The following is a 20,841-nucleotide window of genomic DNA, read 5'->3' on the forward strand; positions in this document are numbered from 1 at the left end:
CAGAGCCGCCCAAGTAATTTTAAGCGACTCTGCCAAATACGGCGTAGCAGAGAAGATTTCTGATTTTTTGAAAAAATAGATTTCTAATAGATGTCATATATAATTAAAACTTCCAAGCAAAACATTAAGCAACTATTAAGCTTACTTATATATAAAATGCTATATATTATGTAATAATTACTGTTTTATTTGGAGGATTGGATGAAAACTGTGAAATATTTCTTACGATTAGTCTTTCTTTTTAACATTATAGGTTTTCTTACTTTACCCAGTTTAAACGCAGATATTAATTTATGTCCCGGAGAGACCATTTCAGGCTTAAATGGGGCAACAGCACCTGCGTATGCTACTATAAATGACACTATATCTGGGTACACTACTCACTACTACAATTTTACTCCTGCTGTAGACGGTACAATTCAGGTAAACTCTAGCATGGGCGCTTACTCCAACTCACTCTATATAATAGATGGATGCTCAACTACTCTTTGGAGTGATACTGATAACTCAAATGAAAAGTCATCTTCAACAATAGATGTTAATGCAGGACAGCAGATAGTTATTGCTTATGAGAGGAGACACTCAACTTCTCAAGCATATACTTTGGTTTTTACATTCTCTGATGGAACTGAAACCACAGGGGGGCGTGATTTTGTACAACGAACCCAAACAAGTCTATTTGGAGATGTAAAAGTAATTGGAAATACTGTTCTTTGTATACTAAGCGGTGGAGTATGTGTTGAGCCGACTACAACTGCTTCAAATGCTGGAACTAATTTACAAAAAGCGCCTATCTCTTACTCTACTCTTACTTTACCTACAAATGCTACTGTTGAATACGCTCGTATATATTGGCAAGGGCGTAAAAATGATAACGAGACTTGGGATTCTACATCTAAAACTGATGCCGGAGTAATCGGTATCAGAAAAGGAAGCGCTGGAGTATTTACATCTCTTACTGCCGATATAAAAGATTATGACACAACCGATGGCATTCCTATATACTCTGCTAGTGCCGACGCTTCAAGTGTAGTAAATGGCAGTGGAACTTACTATATAGATACAACAAATTTTTATACAATTACAGGGGACACACCTGATGGATTGGGAGCATATGGAGCTTGGACATTAGTTGTAATTTACAAAGACCCAGATGAAGCAAGTGCAAGAAATATAACTATCTTTGATGGCTATAAACAGGTTACTAAGTATACTGGAAATATTGATATATCTGTTAGCGGATTTTTAACTCCTAAAGCCGGTTCAGTAGACTCTAAAACCTATGTATTTACAGGAGAAGGTGATAAGTATATCACAGGTGACGTTATAAGAATGGCTGGAGCAACATATAATACTGCTTTACAAGATATAGGAACATTTGACTCTAGAGTTGACGTAGATGGAACAAGAAGTCCCAATTTGACAAACAACAACGGTATAGATATACACAAATATGATACAGGAACAACAAGTGGTGCTAGAAATATTATTACAAATGATGAAATTGGAGCAAAATTTCAATTTACTTCAATTGGTGATACCTATTTTCCATCTTTAATAGTCTTTTCAACAGAACTATATCTTCCACAGATGTGTTATGACTACTCAATAAAACAAGATGGAAGTTATTTAAGTGTAGATAGAGATGCTTATCCGGTAGCACACTTAGACTCAACAGTATCATCTTCTGATTTAGAGATAGTTGTCTATCTAAGAAACCAAGAAGCCGACATAGTAGCAGAAGGAATAGCTTTAAAAGCGGATGTAAATGATACTATTTTTGATCAGACAGGTAATATTTATACATCAAACGTTAACGGTTCGGCTCTCATTGACAGAGGTCCGCCAACTTTCACAGACCCTCTATGTGAGTATGATGAAAATGGAGACAACTCTCTAGCAAACAATGGGTGTACAAATGGACATGACATTAGAAAAGGAAATGGCTCCCTAGATGCCGGGGACTATATATTCACAAAATATAAACTAAGCCCTAAAAACATAACAGGTTTAGGAGAGCTAGAAGAGCCACTTGGTTTATCACTGAGATATTATATTACTGCTGGAGGTAAAGAAATTGTATATCCTGATTATTTGCTCGGTGGCGAGAATATTCCACTCTGCCCTCCTACAGCTTTTTATACTCCGGCTTGGGGACAATTCAATGTTGTCCAAAGCGGTCAAGCAAACGATGATATTAAAAATAATCTTCTCACGCAGATTTCTCGTAACCCTTTTAACACCTCTGTTGTCTTTGATTCAACGCCTACAACAGGAAATAATGAAGCACCGATTTCAAATGTAAACACAACCGTTTTAGCTGAAATTATAGATGTTGATGCATTTGGTGACTTAAATGCATCTTGTTCAAATCCTGACTCCTCCTTGTCAGAACCTATATTTGTTCCTATAAACTTTACGCCTTCTAATTATCAAGCGGACATTACGCCACAAAGTGCTGACTACTACAATTTTGCCGTTAAGAATGCGGCATTTCGTGTTTGGTACTTTAATGACCAAAATGGAACACTAATTCAAGATTGGAGTGCAAGTACAACAAATAGCAATAAAACTCTCTTGTCGATTTCTGGATTATATAAAAGTGATGTTCATACACAGTGCAGTGTAGAGTGTTCGGATTCTACCTCAACTACTTGTTTTACTTGTATAAAAAACAATTATGCTCAACCACTTTGCTCGCGTGACAACTTTTCTATTCGCCCAGAATCATACGATCTTCGTATTTATGATGTAGATAAGTTATTGCCAGATTACAACATAATAACCGACCCGTCAAATCCAAAGAACACAACCAAAATTGACCTCTCAACACAAGTAGGTTACACTCCTACTACCACACCGGCAGGGAGAATGAATTTAGCTGCTGGATATAATTATCGTTTTGATATTACAGCAACCGGACATGATGGTTTGTCTTCTGTAAAAGGTTACACACGCTACTTCAATGGAGCAAGTGATTATAAAGCAACTATGTTTTGGGATCCTCAAAGCACTAAAACAGGATGCAATAATATCTCAGATGAAAATATCCCTTTTTATGTTGCTAATGGAGTAATGCAGAATGAAGAGCGTCTTCTCTCTGAAGTGGGAGAGTATAGATTAAATATTACTGATACCTCTTGGACGGCTGTAGATTGGCAAAATATGGCACATCATGATACATCTGTTAGTGGAGGTTTTGCATCCGGTGATGACTGCATTACCGGTTCAACATCTTCAACCCTAGTCGGCGGTAGGTATGGATGTGAGATACGTACAGACCATGGCAGTGATGAAGGCGGACGCGTATATAAAGATCATGATTTAACTTTTCACCCTTATAGATTTGACTTAGACAGCATAGCTCCATCGCGTGGGGAGAACAACAGCACCGACTTTTCTGGAAATCCATTTATTTATATGTCTAATGTATTGTTAAATGAAGAGATGTCTCTTCATTTAGTAGGCCCTGTAACTGCACTTGGTGAAGACAACTCAACACTAAGCAACTTTGTAGATAACTGTTATGCAAAACCTGTAGCTTTAACTCTAAACAAATCAGCAATATCAGGTGCGACTAACTATAGATATAGATACCATAACGGTGACGGCTTGCCTCTAACTGATCAAAATGGAACTATGAATAATCCTGCCGGAACAATAACTTTAGGGACAAATGATTTTAATCAGTCAAATAGCGGAGCTGCGAACACTATTTTAAATTTAAACTTTGACAGAAATGTAACTAATGTGTTAAACCCTGAAAGGATAACATTTTCTGCTTATGATGCAAACTGCTCCACGCCGACAGATTGTACAATGAATGCTGATTTAGTTGCAGATAAAACAACTCAAGGAACAATAAATTTAGATTTAAACCTAACTCATCTCTACGGCAGAACTCATGCTTCAAGACAGAGGTATGATGGAAATACAGGCACAGCCAATATCTACTTTGAGTCTTACTGTTTTGGTACTGTTGGCGGCAATACATGTGATAGAGCTCTTCTGCCAAACGGCGTTAACTCTAGAAGAGTAGATGACGTAAGATGGTTTATAAATGACAATCATAACATTGCTAACGACGGTAATGTCAGTATTGTTGTACAAAGAGGCGGAGCTAACGTGCCCGCTGATACTGTAGTTGCAACAGACAATCCTATTGGAAATCCATCTGTTACAACTCTTGACTATGATGGGAGCAGGGGCTACCCATATAAAACAACAATGGAAAATAATGCTTCTTTGTGGTTGATTTACAACGAAAGTAACCCTTTCGCTAATAGAAACGAGTTTCAAGTTGAATTTGACAATGTAGGAGACTGGACAGGCGAGAGTGAAACTGATACAACAACGAGAAGTGTAGGTGGTGCAACTACCAACAGGAGACTAATGTGGTAAATAGAAGTAACGCTCTTATGAGATCCGCTTTTACCATGCTAGAGCTTATATTCGCTATCGTTGTTATAGCTATTTCCGTTATGTCTCTTCCTATGATGATTCAAGTAACTTCAAGGGGAGTAGAGGAGAATATAGTTCAAGAAGCTATATTTGCGGCTTCTGCCGAACTGATGGAAGCAACAACATACTATTGGGACAACAGGTCTATAGAAGACATTAATGTTAGCAGCTTATCTAGAGTCGTTGATGTTGACTCAAATTGTGATGCTGATAGATTAAGACCGGGGCATATAAATCAACCCTTTCATAGAAGATGCTTAGATAGTAGTGTGGCTGCGGGTGTCAACTATACTGCTGCCGAGCTACTTATTCCTAGTTTAAACATGAGTGTACATGGGGTTGGTAATATATTTGACAACCCGCTAGCAGGCGCTGCAACATATAAAGACACATACCAAAGCCAGATGGAAATAGCTATGGGATTGGGAGATGTAAATGTAAAGGAGCTTACAGTTTCTATATTTGAAGCTGACGGAACAACTTTAATAACTCGTCTTAGTATATATAGTGCTAATCTCGGAGAGATAGACTACTTCAAGAGGAGATTTTAATGCGTAGAGCCGCTTTTACTCTCCTAGAGCTTATCTTTGTTATAGTAATTATGGGAATTTTAGCAAAATTTGGAGTTGAGCTTCTCTCTCAAGCATACCAAAATTTTATCTTCTCAAGCGTAAATAATAGACTTCAATCACAAAGTACTTCTGCTGCCGAGACCATAGCAGCAAGACTTCAATACCGCATAAAAGATTCTGTCATAGCAAGGCAGACAGACGGCAATTTTCAGGCACTTGCAAGTAACACTGACTTGACAGCTCCAATTTTAGAGTGGGTCGGTACAGATATTGACGGTTTTCGTGGAAATAGTGCTGTTCTACCACACTGGAGCGGAATAATAGATCTTGATTTATCAACTTCTACTACTTTAGTCTCTCCCGGAACTGACACAGTAGCATTAAACACACTAATTGGGGTACTCTCAAACGGTGGAAGCGATATTAATAATACCGCTATATACTTTGTCGGCTCAGATAGCGATATACGAACGGGATATGGATGGGATACTGCTATCGGTGCAATCACAACACAAAATGAAGCTATGCACCCAATAAGAAGCAATGGTGTTGCAAACCAATTTATTCCGACAAACGGAGCCACGGGAGCAGATAACAATTTCACAGGTGTTGACGTTTATGAGTACTATCAACTTGCATGGACAGCATATGCAGTCGGGATAACTAACTACGATGCCGGTACAAACACAGGTACTTTAACACTGTGGTATGATTACCAGCCGTGGGAAGGTGAGAGCTATGCCGCAGATGGAACAGCAGTAACACTTATGGAGGATGTAAGTACATTTCAGTTTAGAGCCGTTGGCTCAATCATCAAGCTGCAGGTGTGTGTTAAGAGCGATTTAGTAGAGGAGTATTCGTTATGCAAAGAAAAAACAGTATTTTAAAAATAACTTCTCATAAAAAAAGAGGGCTTTTTCTAAAGAAGCGTTCAGGCTTTGCCATGATTATGGCAATTGTAGTTATCGTCATCATCTCTACTATTATGGCTCTATCACTTGCCCTAACTACGGAGACCAGCAAAAAAACAGTTGATTTGTATCTTTATGAACAAGTAGCACTACATGCTAAAAGTGCTGCAGAGTTAGCACTTTTAGAGATTGCAACAAATGGGTGTCAAAATAACTATACAACTGATTTTGGAGGCTCTATCTACACCGCAAATGTTACTATGCGGTATATATACACTGGAGTTACTACTAATGTTGCAGGCACGATATGTACTCCATATAGCCCCGGAGGTGTTCCTATATATATAACAACTCCTGAACAAAACGGCTCTGTTTTAATGGATGTAACCGTTAGTGTTAATGATGCGAACATAACAACAGAACCTATTAGTTACTTTAGAAGAACTATCCAAAAACTATAAACTCTAAGCCATTCTAACCTATTTAATGCTATAATCCTTATACATCTACAAACTAAAGGATTTATTATGAATATAACATTAACAGGAAGACAAATAGAGCTTACTGAACCTATTAAAACTCATATGAATGCATCTATTGAGACACTTGGCAAATATAACATGGATATTATCTCTGTAAATATAGTTGCAACAACTCAAACAAAAAAAAATAAAGAGCACTCTGTTGTTGAGTATGTGATAAAGCTTGCTCATAAAAACTCTATTGTAATCAAACAAAGCGATCAAGACCTTTATGCTGCTATAGATTTGGCAACTTCAAGAGCGCAAAAAGCACTACGTCGCATACATGATAAAGATAATAATCACTACAAAGATGGCATAAACGAAGCTAAAAGTGAGTCAAATCTAAGTGTAAACTTAAATGAGATTAGTGAGTCTATGGAGGATGAGATAGTGCCGGTTGAACTCTCGCTTTATAAACCAAGAGAGGTAGAGGATGTTTTAAATGATTTAAAAGATACAAACAAGTTGTTTGAAATATTTTTAGATAATGATAATAAAACACGTGTCCTTTACAAAAGAAATGATGGAAGGTTCGGACTATACTAATCTACATGCAAAGAGAGACTCCTCTCTTTGTTTAAATCACTTTTTACACATTTGACTATCTCCTCATCTTCTGCCAAATCAACCCATCGAAACTGACTTCCACTCTGATTATGACCTTTTAAGAGATCACCGCTTTTTCTGAACTTCAAATCAAGATTTGCGATATCAAAACCGCTTGTCGTTTGTACAAATTTATCAAGCCGCTCAGATGAGTTCTGATTTGTGTATAAAAAGCAGTACCCTTTTAGCCCTTTGCGGCTTACACGTCCACGAAGCTGATGCAGAGTTGAGAGTCCTAGCCTCTCAGCTCCGACTATAACAACTGTGCTAAGACGAGGCAAAGATATACCAACCTCAACAACAGTTGTGGCTATGAGTATATCTCCATTTTGTGCAAAACCTGACAAAACTTCATCTTTCTCCTTATCTTTTCCATGTGTTACATAAACACTCTTAAATCTTCTCTCCCAAAATCCTCTCGCCTCATCAATGCTTTGGTACTCCAAAAATTCACTCTGCTCAACAAGCGGATAAACCAAAAGAACTTGATTTTTTTTAGCTATTTCACTCTCTATATGAAACAATAACTCTTTAAAATCATGCTTATGTATCACTCTGCTAGTTATATCTTTTTTAAAGGGGGTTGATGTTATTAGCGATACATCTATATGCGCGGTCTCAATCATGGCCTGAGTTCTAGGAATAGGTGTAGCTGAGAACTGCAAATAGTGCGGTTTTTTATCTCCCAAACTTACAAGTTTTTCAAGCATATTTCTCTGAGCTGTTCCAAAACGGTGCTGCTCATCTACCATGACAAGGGCGGCTTCAGGGAGTTCTCTGTAGAGCAGCGCATGTGTTCCTATGATAAAGTCATACTCATCTAGGTCTATCTTTTTAGTTCTGTTTGTAACAAGCACTATTTTCATAAAAGGAAGGTACCTCTTAGCCTCCTCATAGAGCTGATTTGCCAATATTGTCGTGGGTGCCATAAGAATAGAGCGATTTGGCATCATCATAACACAAGATGCCAAGATAACCATAGTTTTGCCGCTTCCAACATCTCCAACTACCATTCTTTTTGCTGAAATATCACTGCTTAAATCTTTTTTTATCTCTTCAATGGCCTTAAGTTGTTCATCTGTTAATACAAAAGGAAGCGTTGATGCCCACTCTCTATAATCTTGATGCGCAGAATTAATCGCTTGGAAGTATCTTCTTTTTTTTTGGAGCTGTTTCATATAGACAAAAAGTTCCGTATATTTAAGAGCCTCTATGGTTTTAGGCTCCAAATTTTTTAGATTTGGCGCTGTTTGTGTGGGAAAATGAATCTTTAAAAGCTCATCTGCAATCTCCTCGCCTAATCCCTCTGAAAGTAAATTCTCTTTTGTCAAAGAGCTCTTAATAAGCCTAAGCATAACATCGCTTCTTAGAACTGATTTGTATTTTGGGGTAATCGCACCGATATTTGTTACTTTTTTAGGCATACTTATACTACATGAACCGCTCTTACACTCAACCATCCCATAATAGTAATCTCTCTCACCCACCTTGAACTGGTGCATCATGTATGGTTTAGGACGAAACATGACACCTGTAATAGTATGACCGAAATTATGGACAAAAAAAGTGATTTGAAGTGAATTTGCCCCTCTATAAACCGACTCAACAGTAGCATCTATAAGTTGCATGGAGTGGATTTGAAGCCTGCTGTGAACTCTTAAATCTTCATAACCCAAGGGGACAATAAGAGCAAGCTCCGCAAAGCTGCTTATCCCAAGTTTTTTAAACTTATCCTCTTGCTCTTTTGTTATTTTCATCTTAAATCCTCGCTACAGTTATAATAGCGACTTTCTATAAGAGGTGCTATAAAATATTGCAAAATGCAATATAAAAACTCAATATTACTCTTTAGTTACTATTGCAAAGCTCATATCTAAAATCTCTTTGTGCTCTTTGATAAACCTATTTAAATCTTCTAGCTTTAATTTTTCTATCTTTTGTAACTCTTTTAATGAGCTTCCAAGCTCTTGCCCATTGTAAAATTCCATAAAAGTTCTATGAAGTCTCTGACTCATCGTCTCTACTCTTAGCGGTTCACTTCCAAGCAGAAACTTTTTAGTCTGCTCAAGCTCATCTTCGGTAACACCGTTTTTTACAAAATCTTCTACAACATACTTTACGGTCTCTTTGGCATCTTTGAGTGACTCAAGTTTTGTCTGAAGATAACCGCTCATGTAGCTACTTGATTTTGTAACACTTAATCTTGCATAAGCTGAATAGGCAAGCCCTTTTTTAACTCTTATCTCCTCCATTAGCCGTGAACCAAAGCCTCCGGCTCCCAAGATAAAAGTAGCAACTCTCGCCTTATAATAATCTTGAGAGTTTACGCTTATATCATAAGGAGAGCCAAAATAGATATAAGCCTGCTGCGTCTCTTTTAAAACTATTTTCTCTTTTGCATCCCCCGAAGCTTCATACTTTTTAGGCTTACTAGCTTTTCCTTTAGGAAGCAACTCTATAATTTTTGAGATTTTATCTTTGCTTGACTCTAAATCAACATCACCGCCAACAGCAACTATTAATTTTGAGCTAACTAAATTGTCTGATAAAAACTCTTTTACATCCTTTAACGAAATCTCTTTTACACTCTCAATTGTCCCTGAAGATGGATTTGCAAGCACGCTATCATTAAAAAGAAGCGCTTTTAACTCATTTGATGCTATATAGTCAAAATCATTCTCTTTTCTTGCAAGGGAGCCTAGAGTAGTAGTTTTTACCTTCTTTACTGCATCTTGAGATAAGTTTGGCTCACTCAAAAGCATCCCAAAATATTTGAGTCCCTCGTCAAACTCCTCTTTTAAACAGCCAAGTTCTAACACAAAAGTCTCTTTGCCGGTTGATGCTGATATATGTATGGCTTTGCTCTCAAGCAACTCTGCGAATTTGCTTGAGCCGAGTTTTTTAGTCCCCTCGTTCATAACTCTTGAACTAAATTTAGCCAAACCCGCTTTTGAGCCATCAGCAATGCTTCCGCTATTTTCAAAAATAAACTGCATAGTCACCAGAGGCAACCTCTTGTCCTCTTCAAAAATCAGAGGCACTTTTAAACTTTTTACTTTTATCTCATCTATTGTTGCTGCCATTATTATGTTTCCTAAAATCAGTAGTGTTAAAGCTATTTTTTTCATCTATGCAAATTTCTCTAAAATCTCATATGCTGTGTTTCGCACAGCAGGTGTCTCGCCCACATCTCGTATGAGATGAACCATTTCACTCTTTGCCATCTTGTAAGCCGCTCCGGCAGAGCTTACTACATTCTCTTCCATCATCGTTGAGCCTAAATCATTTGCTCCAAACATCAATGCCATCTGCCCGATATATGGACCTTGTGTAACCCAAGAGCTTTGAATATTAGGTACATTATCAAGGTAGAGTCTTGCAACCGCAAGAAGCCTTAAATAGCGATTTGAAGAGGGTTTGTCCATATCGGGTATCTGGCGCAACAACTCCGTGTTTTCACCCTGAAAGCTCCACATGATAAAAGCGCGAAAACCTCCCGTCTCATCCTGAAGCTTGCGAATCATATCAAAGTGCTCTATTATATCTTCATCGCTCTCAACCGTTCCGTACATCATCGTAGCCGTTGACATAATTCCCAGCTTATGAGCTTTTCTGTGAATGTCTATCCAAACCTCGGAGTCGATTTTTTTTGGGGCAATTATATCGCGTACTTTATCACTTAGTATCTCAGCCCCTGCTCCCGGTATAGAGGCTAACCCTTTTGCGTGTAGTCTCTCTAAAACTTCTTCAACACTTATGCGTGAGACTTTGGCAATAAAATCAATCTCTATAGAGGAGAAGCCATGAATTGTAATTGTGGGATATTTTTTGTGTATATGCTCTACTAAATCCTCATACCACTCAATTTTTAGTTTTGGGTGAACTCCGCCTTGAAAAAGTATCTGCGTTCCGCCAATACCCAGAAGTTCATCTATCTTTGCATCAATCTCATCAAAAGTCAGTACATAAGCATCTGCGTCTTTCTCATGCCTATAAAATGCGCAAAATTTGCAATCAACCCAGCAGATATTTGTGTAGTTGATATTTCTGTCAACTACAAAAGTTGTAACGTTATCCGGATGGAGCTCTTTTTTACGAGCTGTTGCCATACGTCCTAGCTCTTTTAAGTCGGCACTCTTGATTAAATTAAGAGCCTCTTCTTTTGTTAATCTTTTATACATTGTCCCGCTTTAGTGGTAATATTTTCCATTGCCTTGTTAACTTGTTCAATTTTTTGTGCTGTATTTAAAGTGTGCTGATTTGTCAGCCAAGTGCCATCTCTATAAGCCATCTTGACTTTGCCGTTGCTATCTTTATAAATTAAAATTCTCAGGGGCAGATCAAGAGCAGCTTTTATATCTTGTTGCATTAAAACCGTTCCAAGTTTTGCATTTCCAAAAATTACAACTTTTGATTCATTGAGTTCTAACTCAACTTCTTTAGCATTTTTATGATGATCTATAACAGCAAAAACGCTCAAGTCTCTCTCTTTTAAAATACTCTTTATATTATTGAGCGTTGCGTCAACACTGCACTCACTTGCCTTGAGTATTATATCGTTTGCCATAAGGCTAATTCCAAATGTCAAGATTATTAACAATTTTTGCACTATTTTCATCCTTTCTAGAATTAGTTAGTTTATTCAGATTTGTCTTTTGAAATAGCGTCTAAAACACCGTTAATAAACTTAGGAGACTGCTCCGTTCCAAACGCTTTTGTAATCTCAACTGCCTCGTTGATAACAACAGCGCAATCAAGCTCCCCGTAAAGTATCTCATAGGTTGCGAGTCTGAGCGTTGCCCTCTCAATGGCTCCAAGGCGTTGAAAATCCCAATCTACTAGATGTTTTATAATAGCTTCGTCTATGGGTTTTAGATTTTGCATAACACCCTCATAAAGAGTAAGTGCAAAATCCCTCTGCTTGTTTCTAATCTTCTTCTCTTCTAAAATCTCATCTGTATGCTCTGCAATATTTCCATTGCCTAAGTCAAATGCATATAATAGGCTTACAACCGCCATTCTGGCTTGATGTCTTGTAGCCATAATTATAAATTCTCATACAAATCTAACATCTCAATAACGGTTGTCATTGCTTCAAAACCTTTGTTTCCTGCCTTTGTACCGGCTCTCTCAATAGCCTGCTCGATTGTGTCAGTAGTCAAAAGCCCAAAAGATACGGGTTTTTGATACTTAAGGCTCATTGTAGCAATTCCCTTTGTCGCCTCAGCCGATACATAATCAAAATGAGGAGTTGCCCCGCGGATAACGGCACCCAAGGCACAGATAGCATCATATTTACCACTTGCTAAAAGCTGGTCAACTATCATAGGAAGTTCAAATGCACCCGGAACTAAAACATGTGTCAAATCAGCATCATCTCCACCGTGGCGGGCAAATGCATCCTTTGCACCCTCTACAAGTCTATCCACTATAAAGTGATTCCATCTTGTACTTACTACTGCTATTTTTTTACCGTTTACTACTTTTAGTTGTCCTTCAATTAATCTCATTTTATATCTCCCGTATCTTTTTAATTTTATTTATTATTGTTTCTAACTCATCTAATTTTATCATATTTGGTCCGTCACTAAGCGCTGCACTCGGATCAAAGTGCGTCTCAAAGAAAAAACCGTCAACCCCGACTGCTGCTGCCGCGCTTGCCAAGTATGGCACCATTGTTCTGTCTCCGCCCGTTTTTCCGCCAAGTGCACCCGGAGCTTGTACCGAGTGCGTTGCATCAAAAATAGTCGGTGCGAACTCTCTCATGATAACAAGCGAGCGCATATCTACAACGATGTTTCCATACCCAAATGATGAGCCCCGTTCACAGAGGTAAACGCCATGTTTTTTTGAAGCCTCATAGCTTACCTCATCACAACCGCGTGTTTTTAGCACTTTTGCTACCGAGTATTTCATATCGGGCGGATTTATAAACTGCCCTTTTTTGATATTTATCTCTTTTGTAGTTTTAGCACATGCCACGAGCAGATCTGTTTGACGACATAAAAATGCAGGGATTTGGAGCATATCGACAACTTCTCCAACCTGAGCCACCTGATGCGACTCATGCACATCTGTTACAACTTTATACCCAAAGTCATCTTTTACTTTTTGTAAAATTCTAAGTCCCTCATCTATCCCCAAACCGCGAAAACTATCTAGTGATGTACGGTTTGCTTTGTCAAAAGAGGATTTAAAATAGAAATCTATTGCTTTGTCATTTTGATAAATCTCTAAAGCCTTGGCGATTTTAAAGATATTCTCTTCACTCTCTATAACGCAAGGTCCGGCGAGTAATTTCATATATTTACCTTTTAAAAAATAGAGAGTGATTATAGCATAATGGATTTAATTTAGAATTATTTAGATTTTGCAACCGTAATTCCGGCAATTACAATAAGGAGTATTCCGCAAGTTGTCGTAAAGCTAGGTAGCGCATCACCTAGCATCACACCGACAAAAATAGCAAAAATTATATTTGTATAGCTTATTGCCCCCACAATTCCTGCCTTTGTCTCCCCGTAAGCCTTTGTCATGAAGTATTGAGAGAGCGTTCCAAGTACCCCAAGCCCGATTACATATAGCCATACAACTCCGCTTGGCATAATAAACTCTCCAAGCATAAAATCAAGCTCCGGTATATAGAAATAGCTTGAGAGCATAAAAAGCAGGATTGGACCTACCGTTCCTACAAGAGTAAATGATAATACTATCATTCTTGTATCATAATAGTTTCTAAGCTCTCTTACAGACGTATATGCAAGTGCAGCTCCGATTCCGCTAAAAATTCCAAGCAAATCATACTTACTAAAGCCGATTCCGCTAGGCTGCGCTATAAGAACAATGCCGCTAAAACCTACAAATACCGCAATCCATGCACTTAGTGTAAGTTTCTCCTTCAAAAAAAGCCATGCAAATATTGCCGTAAAGATAGGCGCTGTCTTTGAGTATGTTACGGCATCGCCGAGTGGAATATGGGCAATGTTGTAAAAATATGCCAAAAGTGCCAAAAAACCCATCATTCCTCTAAAAAAAAGCAAAAAAGGTCTTCCCCCTTTGCTTCTCATTGGAGTTTTATAGAGTGCGTAGCCTATAAAAATAACGCCGAATATGTTTCTAAAAAATACAACCTCAAGTGAACTCATATGCTCAGAAGCAAGCTTTGCAAATGCACCCATAATTGCAAACAAAAAGGATGCAAAGAGCATATATTTAACACCGTTATCTAGTTTTTTTAACTGTTTCATGAACGAAAGTATACCAATCTTTTGAATTAAAATTACGTTATAATTTACATTAATAATGGAGGGTGGTATGTCGTTACGCATTGTGACTCTTTTAATATATATGATTTTAGCCACCACTTTGCTTGCAGATGACAATACAACAGAACAATCCTTTAATGGATATATAGATGATGGACACAAAAAGTTTTCAAACTATATTGTTGATCTATTTAGTAGTGTTGACAGCAGCATAAGCAGATGGGTAAGTGACTCTGATGCTAATGAAACAGCAGAACAAAAGACAATTAGCTCTGTTGATGAATTCTTTAAAGATGAAAAATTTATTGAGGAGCTTGAAAAAAGTTTTATCAGACTTCGTCTTGGAACTACACTTCAATCAAAAGAGTCAACGGATTATAATTATAAAATAAGAGCTCAAATACCCCTAAGCAGAACTAAAAAAAGTTTTCAGCTTTTTATCAGTGACATTGAAGATAATTACTTTGTATCCGATGTGCCTACTATATCTAAAGAGACAAATACTCAAGTTGGAATTAACTTCTTTGCACCTATCTACAAAGATATAAAATCAAAATACTCTGTTGGAATCAGTAGCTTAACTCCATATGCAAGAGCAAGATACTCTAAAGACTTCAAAGCCGACAAGTGGCTTATTCAGCCTACTCAGCAATTTAAGTACTCTCTTGAATCAGATTGGAGTGAAGAGACTGATATCTATTTTAACAGAGCATTAGATGAGAACTCCATATTTAGAACTACCCTGCACCGCAAGACACAAGCACATGTAGCCGGGTTTAATTATGCCGTTATTTTTTCCCACTACATGACCCTCTCAAGCAAAAAAGGGCTTAGCTTCTCTCAGCAATTTTGGGGCAACTCAAAATATAGTTGCGAAGTCGCTCCATCGCCATATAATGGCATAAGCGACTATTCAACTTATGCCTCTTGGCGACAACATATATTTAAAAGATGGATCTCGCTTGAGTTAACTTCCGGTGTAAGTTTTCATAGGCAGTATGAGTATGAACCAAACTATGTACTTCAATTCAATGTTGATTTCTATTTTGGGCGTATTTAAATAATTTATATAGTATAATTTCACATTATAATTAAATATATATATCAATATAATACAAAAATAGAAGGGTACTCTTTTGAAATATTTTTTAATGCTTTTTTTATTTTCGATCTCTCTCTTTAGTAAAGATTTTTCAATGCGTTATGACGTTCATGTAAGTCTGCTTGGAAATGTCGGTTATGCAGAGATAACGTTAAAAGAAAAAGAGAATAGTTATGAGATAAAATTAGTTGCAAATACGATAGGTATTGCTGCTGTACTTTTAAAAAACAGAGTTGAAACTTTTATCAGCAAGGGTAAGATTGTTGAAGGCAGATATGTTCCAGATTTGTTTGTCGCTACAAAAGAGACAGATAGAAGAACAAGAGTTCAAACCTACCATTTTGACCATGATAAAAAAGAGATAAAATTTATAGAAGAGAAGACAAAACTAGTCACAAAAACAAGATTCGATTCAAAACATTTTAAAATTATTTCAGAAGATGTAACAAAAAACTCCAAAGAGGAGCGTCTCTTAGATCTTTACAAAGATGGTGATGTGCTTAGCTACTACCTTAATACCGACTCTACATGCAACTCTGATGAAAACTCTTATAAATTAATAGCAGTCGGTGCTCATGATGAAAAAAACGACATTACGATATCTCGCCTAGAGGGGCTTGAGAGAGAGTCTGCAGTAGTTAACTTCTCAGAGGATATAAAGGATATATATAACCTCAACGTAGTGCCTTTTGACAAAGATGATGAGATAGTTGATGTGCTTATAGCTTTTGATAATGACGGACTGCTTAAAGAGGCTCTTCTTGGCGAAGTGTTCTGGGTTGGAAAGATTACAGCCAAAAGAACTCATCATGAAATAAGCTACAATTAGAGAATAAAAAATAAAAGGATACAAATGGGAAATATAATATTTTTGGCAATTTTAGCCGGATTTTTCTACTGGATATTTAAAAGCTACTCAAGATATACACACTACTCGCAAGAAGCATTTAAAAACTTCTCGATAAGCAAAGAGTCTCTGCAAAACAGCGAGCTTGGTCTTTTTGTCGCACTTGTTGCAAAAGTAGCCAAAGCAGACGGTAGAGTAGATGCTCTCGAAGCTCAGCTTATAGGGATAATGTTTGATGACATCTCTGCACTCTTTCCCCAACCGCAAAAAACAAAAGATATACTAAAAGAGATTTTTAACGAACATAAACAGAGTACTCAAAGTGCTAGAGAGATTGCTGCTGCTTTAGCAATAAAAATCAAAAGAGATAGAGCAAAACAGCACCAGTTTATGGGATTTTTAATCCAACTTGCATTTATTGACAAGGTAGTTAGCAAAAGTGAAGAGGAGATGTTAGCTTCTATCGCCGAGGCATTAGCATTTGATCCAAACAGCTACCATGCAATGTTTGATCAGTTTGAAAAAATCATGCAAAATGCCGCTCCTAAAGTAAACATAAGCGATGCTTACAAGCTACTAGGAGTAAGCGAGAGCGACAGTATGGATGTTATTAAAAAAGCGTATAGAAAGTTAATAAGAGAGTATCATCCCGACATTATAAAGTCTCAAGGCAAGGATGATGCATATATGCAAGAGGCAACGAGAAAAACTCAAGAGATAAATGAAGCCTATGAGATGATAAAAGCTCACAAAAAATAGAGTTCAAAGACCTACTTTAAAAAATCTCTCTCCCAGAAAAAATCAATCCAATCGTCAGCTTCATTTATCCAAAAATGGGGCTCATAGAGAGACGTTTTTTTATAAAAAAGAGTACATGAGACAAACTCTATATCTTCATATTTTTTCTCTAAATACTCCATGACAGCCTCTAATGTATCTCCGCTATCTGCTATATCGTCAACGACTAGTACTTTTTTTACGCCTTCAAGATGGCACGTGTCAAAGATATTTAGCCTGCCTCTTTTTATAGTTTTATCATAAAGCTCAGTTCTTATGCTTTGGACTTGACGTATATCCAAACCTTCTGCCATGGCATGAGAGAGAGTAAGCCCTCCTCTTGCAACTGCAACTATAGCTTCAAACTTAGCATCTCTTACTCTATCTATCAAAAAAGTCGTATCGGTTTTAAAATCTTCATAACTGTAATATTTCATGCGCATATTATATACAACTAACAAGCAAAATATAATAAATATGATTTAAGATTAAAACTGATACAATGATTTTAGAAAAAAAAGGAGATCGAGAAATGATCAAAACTGTTTCATCAATTTTAATAGCAGGCTTATTTTTATCCCTAATTACAGGTTGTAGCAAAGATGCTAAACCCGAAGACAGAAGTGTGGATTTTGCTTGTAAACAAGAAGGAGTCACTGCTCCAAAATGGACTTGTATCCCTGATGTAGAGGATGCTTATGCGGGCATCGGTATAGCTGAGAAGAGTGCGGCTGGAATGGATCACATGAGAAGAGTGGCTATGGCTAATGGCCGCTCAGATTTAGCTCAACAGATTGAATCTCAGGTCAAAGACAAGATATCAATCTATACCGGAACAACCGGTGTCGGTGCGATTGAGACTGTGGATAAAGCGATTGAGACCGTGACAAAACAGGTTGCAAAAGTAAATCTAGTCGGTTCTAAAGCCATTGACATGTGGACTGCACCTTCCGGCGCTATATATATGCTTGTTACAGTCTCTAAAAATTCTGCAAACGAGCAGATTCAAAACAATATCAGAACAAGCTTTAAAAATGATCAAGCTCTTTGGCAGCAGTTTAAAGCTAAAAATGCTCTTGAAGAGCTAGAAAAAGAGTTTCCTCAAGATTAATTTTGCACTAGCTTATAAACTTTTATAAGCTAGCAAATCTAAAACTCTCCTTATATTTCGCTATAATTGCGAATAAACTACAAATTCAATCTTCTTCATCTAGGTATAAATATGAAAAAAATCGCCATTATCGGCCGTCCAAATGTTGGTAAAAGCTCACTTTTTAATAGACTTGTCAAAAAAAGAGATGCAATTACATCAGATATAGCCGGAACAACAAGAGACGTTAAAAGACGACCCGTTACCATTATAAATAAACAAGCCCTGCTTCTAGATACAGGAGGACTTGACCAAGGGTGCGAACTCTTTGATCGCATAAAAGAGAAATCCCTTGAAGCGGCACATAAAGCAGACATAATTCTATATATGGTTGATGGCAAAAGTATTCCGGAAGAGAATGATAAAAAACTCTTCTACGAACTTCAAACATTGGGAAAAGATGTAGCTTTAGTTGTAAATAAAATTGACAACGACAAGATGAAAGATAATCTTTGGGACTTTTATGAGTTTGGAACAGATGCAATCTTTGGCATATCCGTTGCACATAACAGAAGTGTTGTTCCTCTACTTGAGTGGATACATGACAAGATACCTGACTCAGATATCCTAAAAGAGAGTGATGAAGAGGATGATGATGTAAATATAGTAGATGAAGATGAGCAAGAGTTTGAATTTATGGAGCACGGCGATGAAGATGACGGCTTTTTTTATACAGACTTAAATGAAGAGGAGTTTGAGGATGACTCTATCTTTGCACAAAACGACAAGATAAAAGAGTTTGATGAAAATGATATAAATCATATAAAAATCTCTATTATCGGGCGTACAAATGTAGGAAAAAGCTCTCTTTTAAACGCCCTCTTAGGACAGGAGCGCTCCGTAGTAAGCAGCGTTGCCGGAACTACTATTGACCCGATTGATGAGAGCATTGAGTATAAAGGTAAACAGCTTACCTTTGTAGATACGGCAGGACTTAGAAGACGCGGCAAGATTGTAGGAATTGAGAAATTTGCTCTTATGCGCACAAAAGAGATGCTTGAGAACTCAAATATGGCTCTAGTAGTACTTGATGCAAGTGAACCTTTTTTAGATCTTGATGAAAAGATTGCGGGTCTAGTTGATAGCAACCGCCTTGCATGTATCATAGTTTTAAACAAATGGGACATTGCAAATAGAGAAGATTATGACAAAATCATACAAGAGGTTAGAGACAGATTTAAGTTTTTAGCTTACGCACCTATCGTTACTCTCTCCGCAAAATCTCATAAAAGAGTCGATAAGCTTCATGATATGATATTAGAGATAAATGAGAACTACTCTCAGCGCATCAAAACATCTGATCTTAATGATGTTTTGCAAAAAGCTATGAGAAAACACAATCTCCCATCTATGCATGGGCAGATTATAAAAATCTACTACGCAACTCAGTATGAGACAAGACCGCCGAAAATTGCTATTGTTATGAATAAGCCAAGAGGGCTTCACTTTACATATAGAAGGTATTTGACAAATAAATTAAGAGAGGCTTTTAACTTTAGCGGAACTCCTGTTTTATTTAAAGCCAAAAAGCGCGGAGAGAAGTAAGGTAGATAATTGGGTTGCAATCAATTTGAAGTTGCAAAAGAGTTTTCTCTTTTAGGCGGTGAAATTCTAGCTATAGATGAGATTCACAAGTACAAAAATTTTGAAATAGAACTAAAACAGATGCATGATATGCTTGATATAAAAATCATCTTTTTAGGCTCATCCGCTATAAATATAGAACACTCAAAAGCAGATTTAAGTAGGCGAACTGTACTTTATAGAGTAAATTGACTCTCATATAGAGAGTTTTTAGAGATAAAACTCGATACTACTTTCTCAAGCTACACGCTTGAAGATATTTTGAAAAACCATTTAGAGATAGTAAATATAGATTTTAAATCTTTTAAACCTTTGGAATTTTGGAGGGAGTACTTAGAGTACGGCTTCTATCCATTTTACTTTCAAAATCAAGAGATAGGAACAATAAGAGAGACTTTTTTTGTAGCATCTAAAGGCGATTTTATAATTAATGATAGATATACAGCAGAGATAGGCGGTAAAAATAAAAAGTATAAACAGATAAAAGATATAGAAAACAGTTTTATAATAGCCGATGATATTGAGAGTGGTTTTGGGAATAAAATTCCGCTTTGGTTGTTTGGATTTTTGTATTAAATTTTTAGTGTAATTTTGTAAAATTATTTTTTAATATTTTGTTTTTATCTACTACGTACAGTGGCATATTGGCTATGCCAGAGTACCAAAGAGTAGCTTTTAAAATGGTTTGATAATTACCATAGCTACTATAATCAGTAGTAAAATTGTTGGAACTTCATTATAAGCTCTGAAGAACTTACCGCTTTTTGTGCACTCATCATTTAAGAACTTAACTCTGAAAAATCCAAGCGAAAAGAAATAGGCAATCAAAATAAGAACAAAAAATATTTTAGCATGTAGCCAGCCATTACCGCTAAAGCCGAGTTCGTATGAAAGATAAGCACCGCTTAAAACGGTGGCCCACATTGCAGGGACACCGATATATTTGTAGATTTTCATCTCCATGATTTTTACTACTTTTACAAAACCCTCATTATCAATATTTTCTGCATGATATACAAAAAGGCGTGGCAAATAAAAAAGT

At 37.0% G+C, this 20,841-nt stretch carries 22 protein-coding genes; 12 read left to right on the plus strand and 10 right to left on the minus strand.

Annotated elements, in window-relative coordinates:
• Positions 1 to 201: 201 nt before the first annotated feature.
• The 5 genes from M0Q20_RS08490 to raiA all read left to right on the plus strand — a co-directional run bounded on the left by M0Q20_RS08490 (position 202) and on the right by raiA (position 7,014).
• The gene (locus tag M0Q20_RS08490; protein ID WP_295060598.1) at positions 202 to 4,401 is read left to right on the plus strand and encodes a hypothetical protein; all 4,200 of its coding nucleotides are present in this window, start codon (positions 202 to 204) and stop codon (positions 4,399 to 4,401) included.
• On the plus strand, positions 4,395 to 5,012 hold the full coding sequence (locus tag M0Q20_RS08495) for a hypothetical protein (RefSeq protein WP_295060600.1): 618 nt from the start codon (positions 4,395 to 4,397) through the stop codon (positions 5,010 to 5,012). The genes M0Q20_RS08490 and M0Q20_RS08495 overlap by 7 nt, the downstream gene beginning before the upstream one ends.
• Positions 5,012 to 5,920, plus strand: a complete 909-nt coding sequence (locus M0Q20_RS08500) for a Tfp pilus assembly protein FimT/FimU (protein ID WP_295060603.1) — start codon at positions 5,012 to 5,014, stop codon at positions 5,918 to 5,920. The genes M0Q20_RS08495 and M0Q20_RS08500 overlap by 1 nt, the downstream gene beginning before the upstream one ends.
• The gene (locus M0Q20_RS08505; protein ID WP_295060606.1) at positions 5,896 to 6,405 is read left to right on the plus strand and encodes a hypothetical protein; all 510 of its coding nucleotides are present in this window, start codon (positions 5,896 to 5,898) and stop codon (positions 6,403 to 6,405) included. Before M0Q20_RS08500 ends, M0Q20_RS08505 begins: the two co-directional genes overlap by 25 nt.
• A 66-nt stretch (positions 6,406 to 6,471) precedes the next feature.
• Positions 6,472 to 7,014: a ribosome-associated translation inhibitor RaiA gene (gene raiA, locus M0Q20_RS08510; RefSeq protein ID WP_295060608.1), complete on the plus strand. Its 543-nt coding sequence runs from the start codon at positions 6,472 to 6,474 to the stop codon at positions 7,012 to 7,014.
• Here raiA and recG read toward each other — a convergent pair.
• The 8 genes from recG to M0Q20_RS08550 form a co-directional block, all read right to left on the minus strand.
• Positions 7,011 to 8,831, minus strand: coding sequence for an ATP-dependent DNA helicase RecG (gene recG, locus M0Q20_RS08515; RefSeq protein WP_295060611.1), 1,821 nt, complete (start codon positions 8,829 to 8,831; stop codon positions 7,011 to 7,013). The two genes, raiA and recG, sit on opposite strands and share 4 nt — an antisense overlap.
• An 84-nt stretch (positions 8,832 to 8,915) precedes the next feature.
• Positions 8,916 to 10,202 carry a pitrilysin family protein gene (locus M0Q20_RS08520; RefSeq protein ID WP_295060614.1) on the minus strand — a complete coding sequence of 429 codons (1,287 nt, stop codon included), beginning with the start codon at positions 10,200 to 10,202 and terminating at the stop codon, positions 8,916 to 8,918.
• Positions 10,203 to 11,255, minus strand: coding sequence for a dehypoxanthine futalosine cyclase (locus M0Q20_RS08525; RefSeq protein WP_295060616.1), 1,053 nt, complete (start codon positions 11,253 to 11,255; stop codon positions 10,203 to 10,205).
• Positions 11,240 to 11,683 carry a DUF302 domain-containing protein gene (locus tag M0Q20_RS08530; RefSeq protein ID WP_295060618.1) on the minus strand — a complete coding sequence of 148 codons (444 nt, stop codon included), beginning with the start codon at positions 11,681 to 11,683 and terminating at the stop codon, positions 11,240 to 11,242. Before M0Q20_RS08530 ends, M0Q20_RS08525 begins: the two co-directional genes overlap by 16 nt.
• A gap of 29 nt (positions 11,684 to 11,712) precedes the next feature.
• On the minus strand, positions 11,713 to 12,117 hold the full coding sequence (nusB, locus tag M0Q20_RS08535) for a transcription antitermination factor NusB (protein ID WP_295060621.1): 405 nt from the start codon (positions 12,115 to 12,117) through the stop codon (positions 11,713 to 11,715).
• A gap of 2 nt (positions 12,118 to 12,119) precedes the next feature.
• Entirely contained in the window at positions 12,120 to 12,584 is a 465-nt protein-coding gene (gene ribH / locus M0Q20_RS08540; protein WP_295060623.1) for a 6,7-dimethyl-8-ribityllumazine synthase, read from the minus strand.
• 1 nt (position 12,585) lies between these two features.
• Complete coding sequence (gene kdsA, locus M0Q20_RS08545; RefSeq protein ID WP_295060653.1) at positions 12,586 to 13,407, minus strand: 3-deoxy-8-phosphooctulonate synthase; 822 nt, start codon at positions 13,405 to 13,407, stop codon at positions 12,586 to 12,588.
• A 26-nt stretch (positions 13,408 to 13,433) separates the two neighbouring features.
• Positions 13,434 to 14,321 carry a DMT family transporter gene (locus M0Q20_RS08550; RefSeq protein ID WP_295060656.1) on the minus strand — a complete coding sequence of 296 codons (888 nt, stop codon included), beginning with the start codon at positions 14,319 to 14,321 and terminating at the stop codon, positions 13,434 to 13,436.
• A gap of 67 nt (positions 14,322 to 14,388) precedes the next feature.
• Here M0Q20_RS08550 and M0Q20_RS08555 point away from each other — a divergent pair, with 67 nt between their 5' ends.
• From M0Q20_RS08555 to M0Q20_RS08565, 3 genes are all read left to right on the plus strand, one after another.
• The gene (locus M0Q20_RS08555) at positions 14,389 to 15,399 is read left to right on the plus strand and encodes a hypothetical protein (protein WP_295060626.1); all 1,011 of its coding nucleotides are present in this window, start codon (positions 14,389 to 14,391) and stop codon (positions 15,397 to 15,399) included.
• Between the two features lie 76 nt (positions 15,400 to 15,475).
• The gene (locus M0Q20_RS08560) at positions 15,476 to 16,270 is read left to right on the plus strand and encodes a DUF3108 domain-containing protein (protein ID WP_295060629.1); all 795 of its coding nucleotides are present in this window, start codon (positions 15,476 to 15,478) and stop codon (positions 16,268 to 16,270) included.
• A gap of 24 nt (positions 16,271 to 16,294) precedes the next feature.
• Complete coding sequence (locus tag M0Q20_RS08565; protein ID WP_295060632.1) at positions 16,295 to 17,047, plus strand: DnaJ domain-containing protein; 753 nt, start codon at positions 16,295 to 16,297, stop codon at positions 17,045 to 17,047.
• 11 nt (positions 17,048 to 17,058) lie between these two features.
• Here M0Q20_RS08565 and M0Q20_RS08570 read toward each other — a convergent pair whose 3' ends face one another.
• Entirely contained in the window at positions 17,059 to 17,502 is a 444-nt protein-coding gene (locus tag M0Q20_RS08570; protein WP_295060635.1) for a phosphoribosyltransferase, read from the minus strand.
• A gap of 95 nt (positions 17,503 to 17,597) precedes the next feature.
• Between M0Q20_RS08570 and M0Q20_RS08575 the strand changes: the two genes are divergently transcribed.
• From M0Q20_RS08575 to M0Q20_RS08590, 4 genes are all read left to right on the plus strand, one after another.
• Complete coding sequence (locus M0Q20_RS08575; RefSeq protein WP_295060638.1) at positions 17,598 to 18,176, plus strand: LPP20 family lipoprotein; 579 nt, start codon at positions 17,598 to 17,600, stop codon at positions 18,174 to 18,176.
• A 111-nt stretch (positions 18,177 to 18,287) separates the two neighbouring features.
• Positions 18,288 to 19,760: a ribosome biogenesis GTPase Der gene (gene der, locus M0Q20_RS08580; protein WP_295060641.1), complete on the plus strand. Its 1,473-nt coding sequence runs from the start codon at positions 18,288 to 18,290 to the stop codon at positions 19,758 to 19,760.
• A 9-nt stretch (positions 19,761 to 19,769) separates the two neighbouring features.
• Positions 19,770 to 19,991, plus strand: a complete 222-nt coding sequence (locus M0Q20_RS08585) for an AAA family ATPase (protein WP_295060644.1) — start codon at positions 19,770 to 19,772, stop codon at positions 19,989 to 19,991.
• Positions 19,992 to 20,060: 69 nt separating this feature from the next.
• On the plus strand, positions 20,061 to 20,375 hold the full coding sequence (locus M0Q20_RS08590) for a hypothetical protein (protein ID WP_295060647.1): 315 nt from the start codon (positions 20,061 to 20,063) through the stop codon (positions 20,373 to 20,375).
• Between the two features lie 99 nt (positions 20,376 to 20,474).
• On the opposite strand, the gene M0Q20_RS08595 is transcribed toward M0Q20_RS08590, so the two are convergent.
• Positions 20,475 to 20,841, minus strand: a 367-nt coding sequence (locus M0Q20_RS08595; protein ID WP_295060650.1) for a CopD family protein, incomplete at its 5' end; no start/stop codon positions are given.

It is taken from the genome of Sulfurimonas sp. (assembly GCF_023229025.1).
In the GTDB taxonomy this organism is placed as follows: Bacteria; Campylobacterota; Campylobacteria; order Campylobacterales; family Sulfurimonadaceae; genus Sulfurimonas.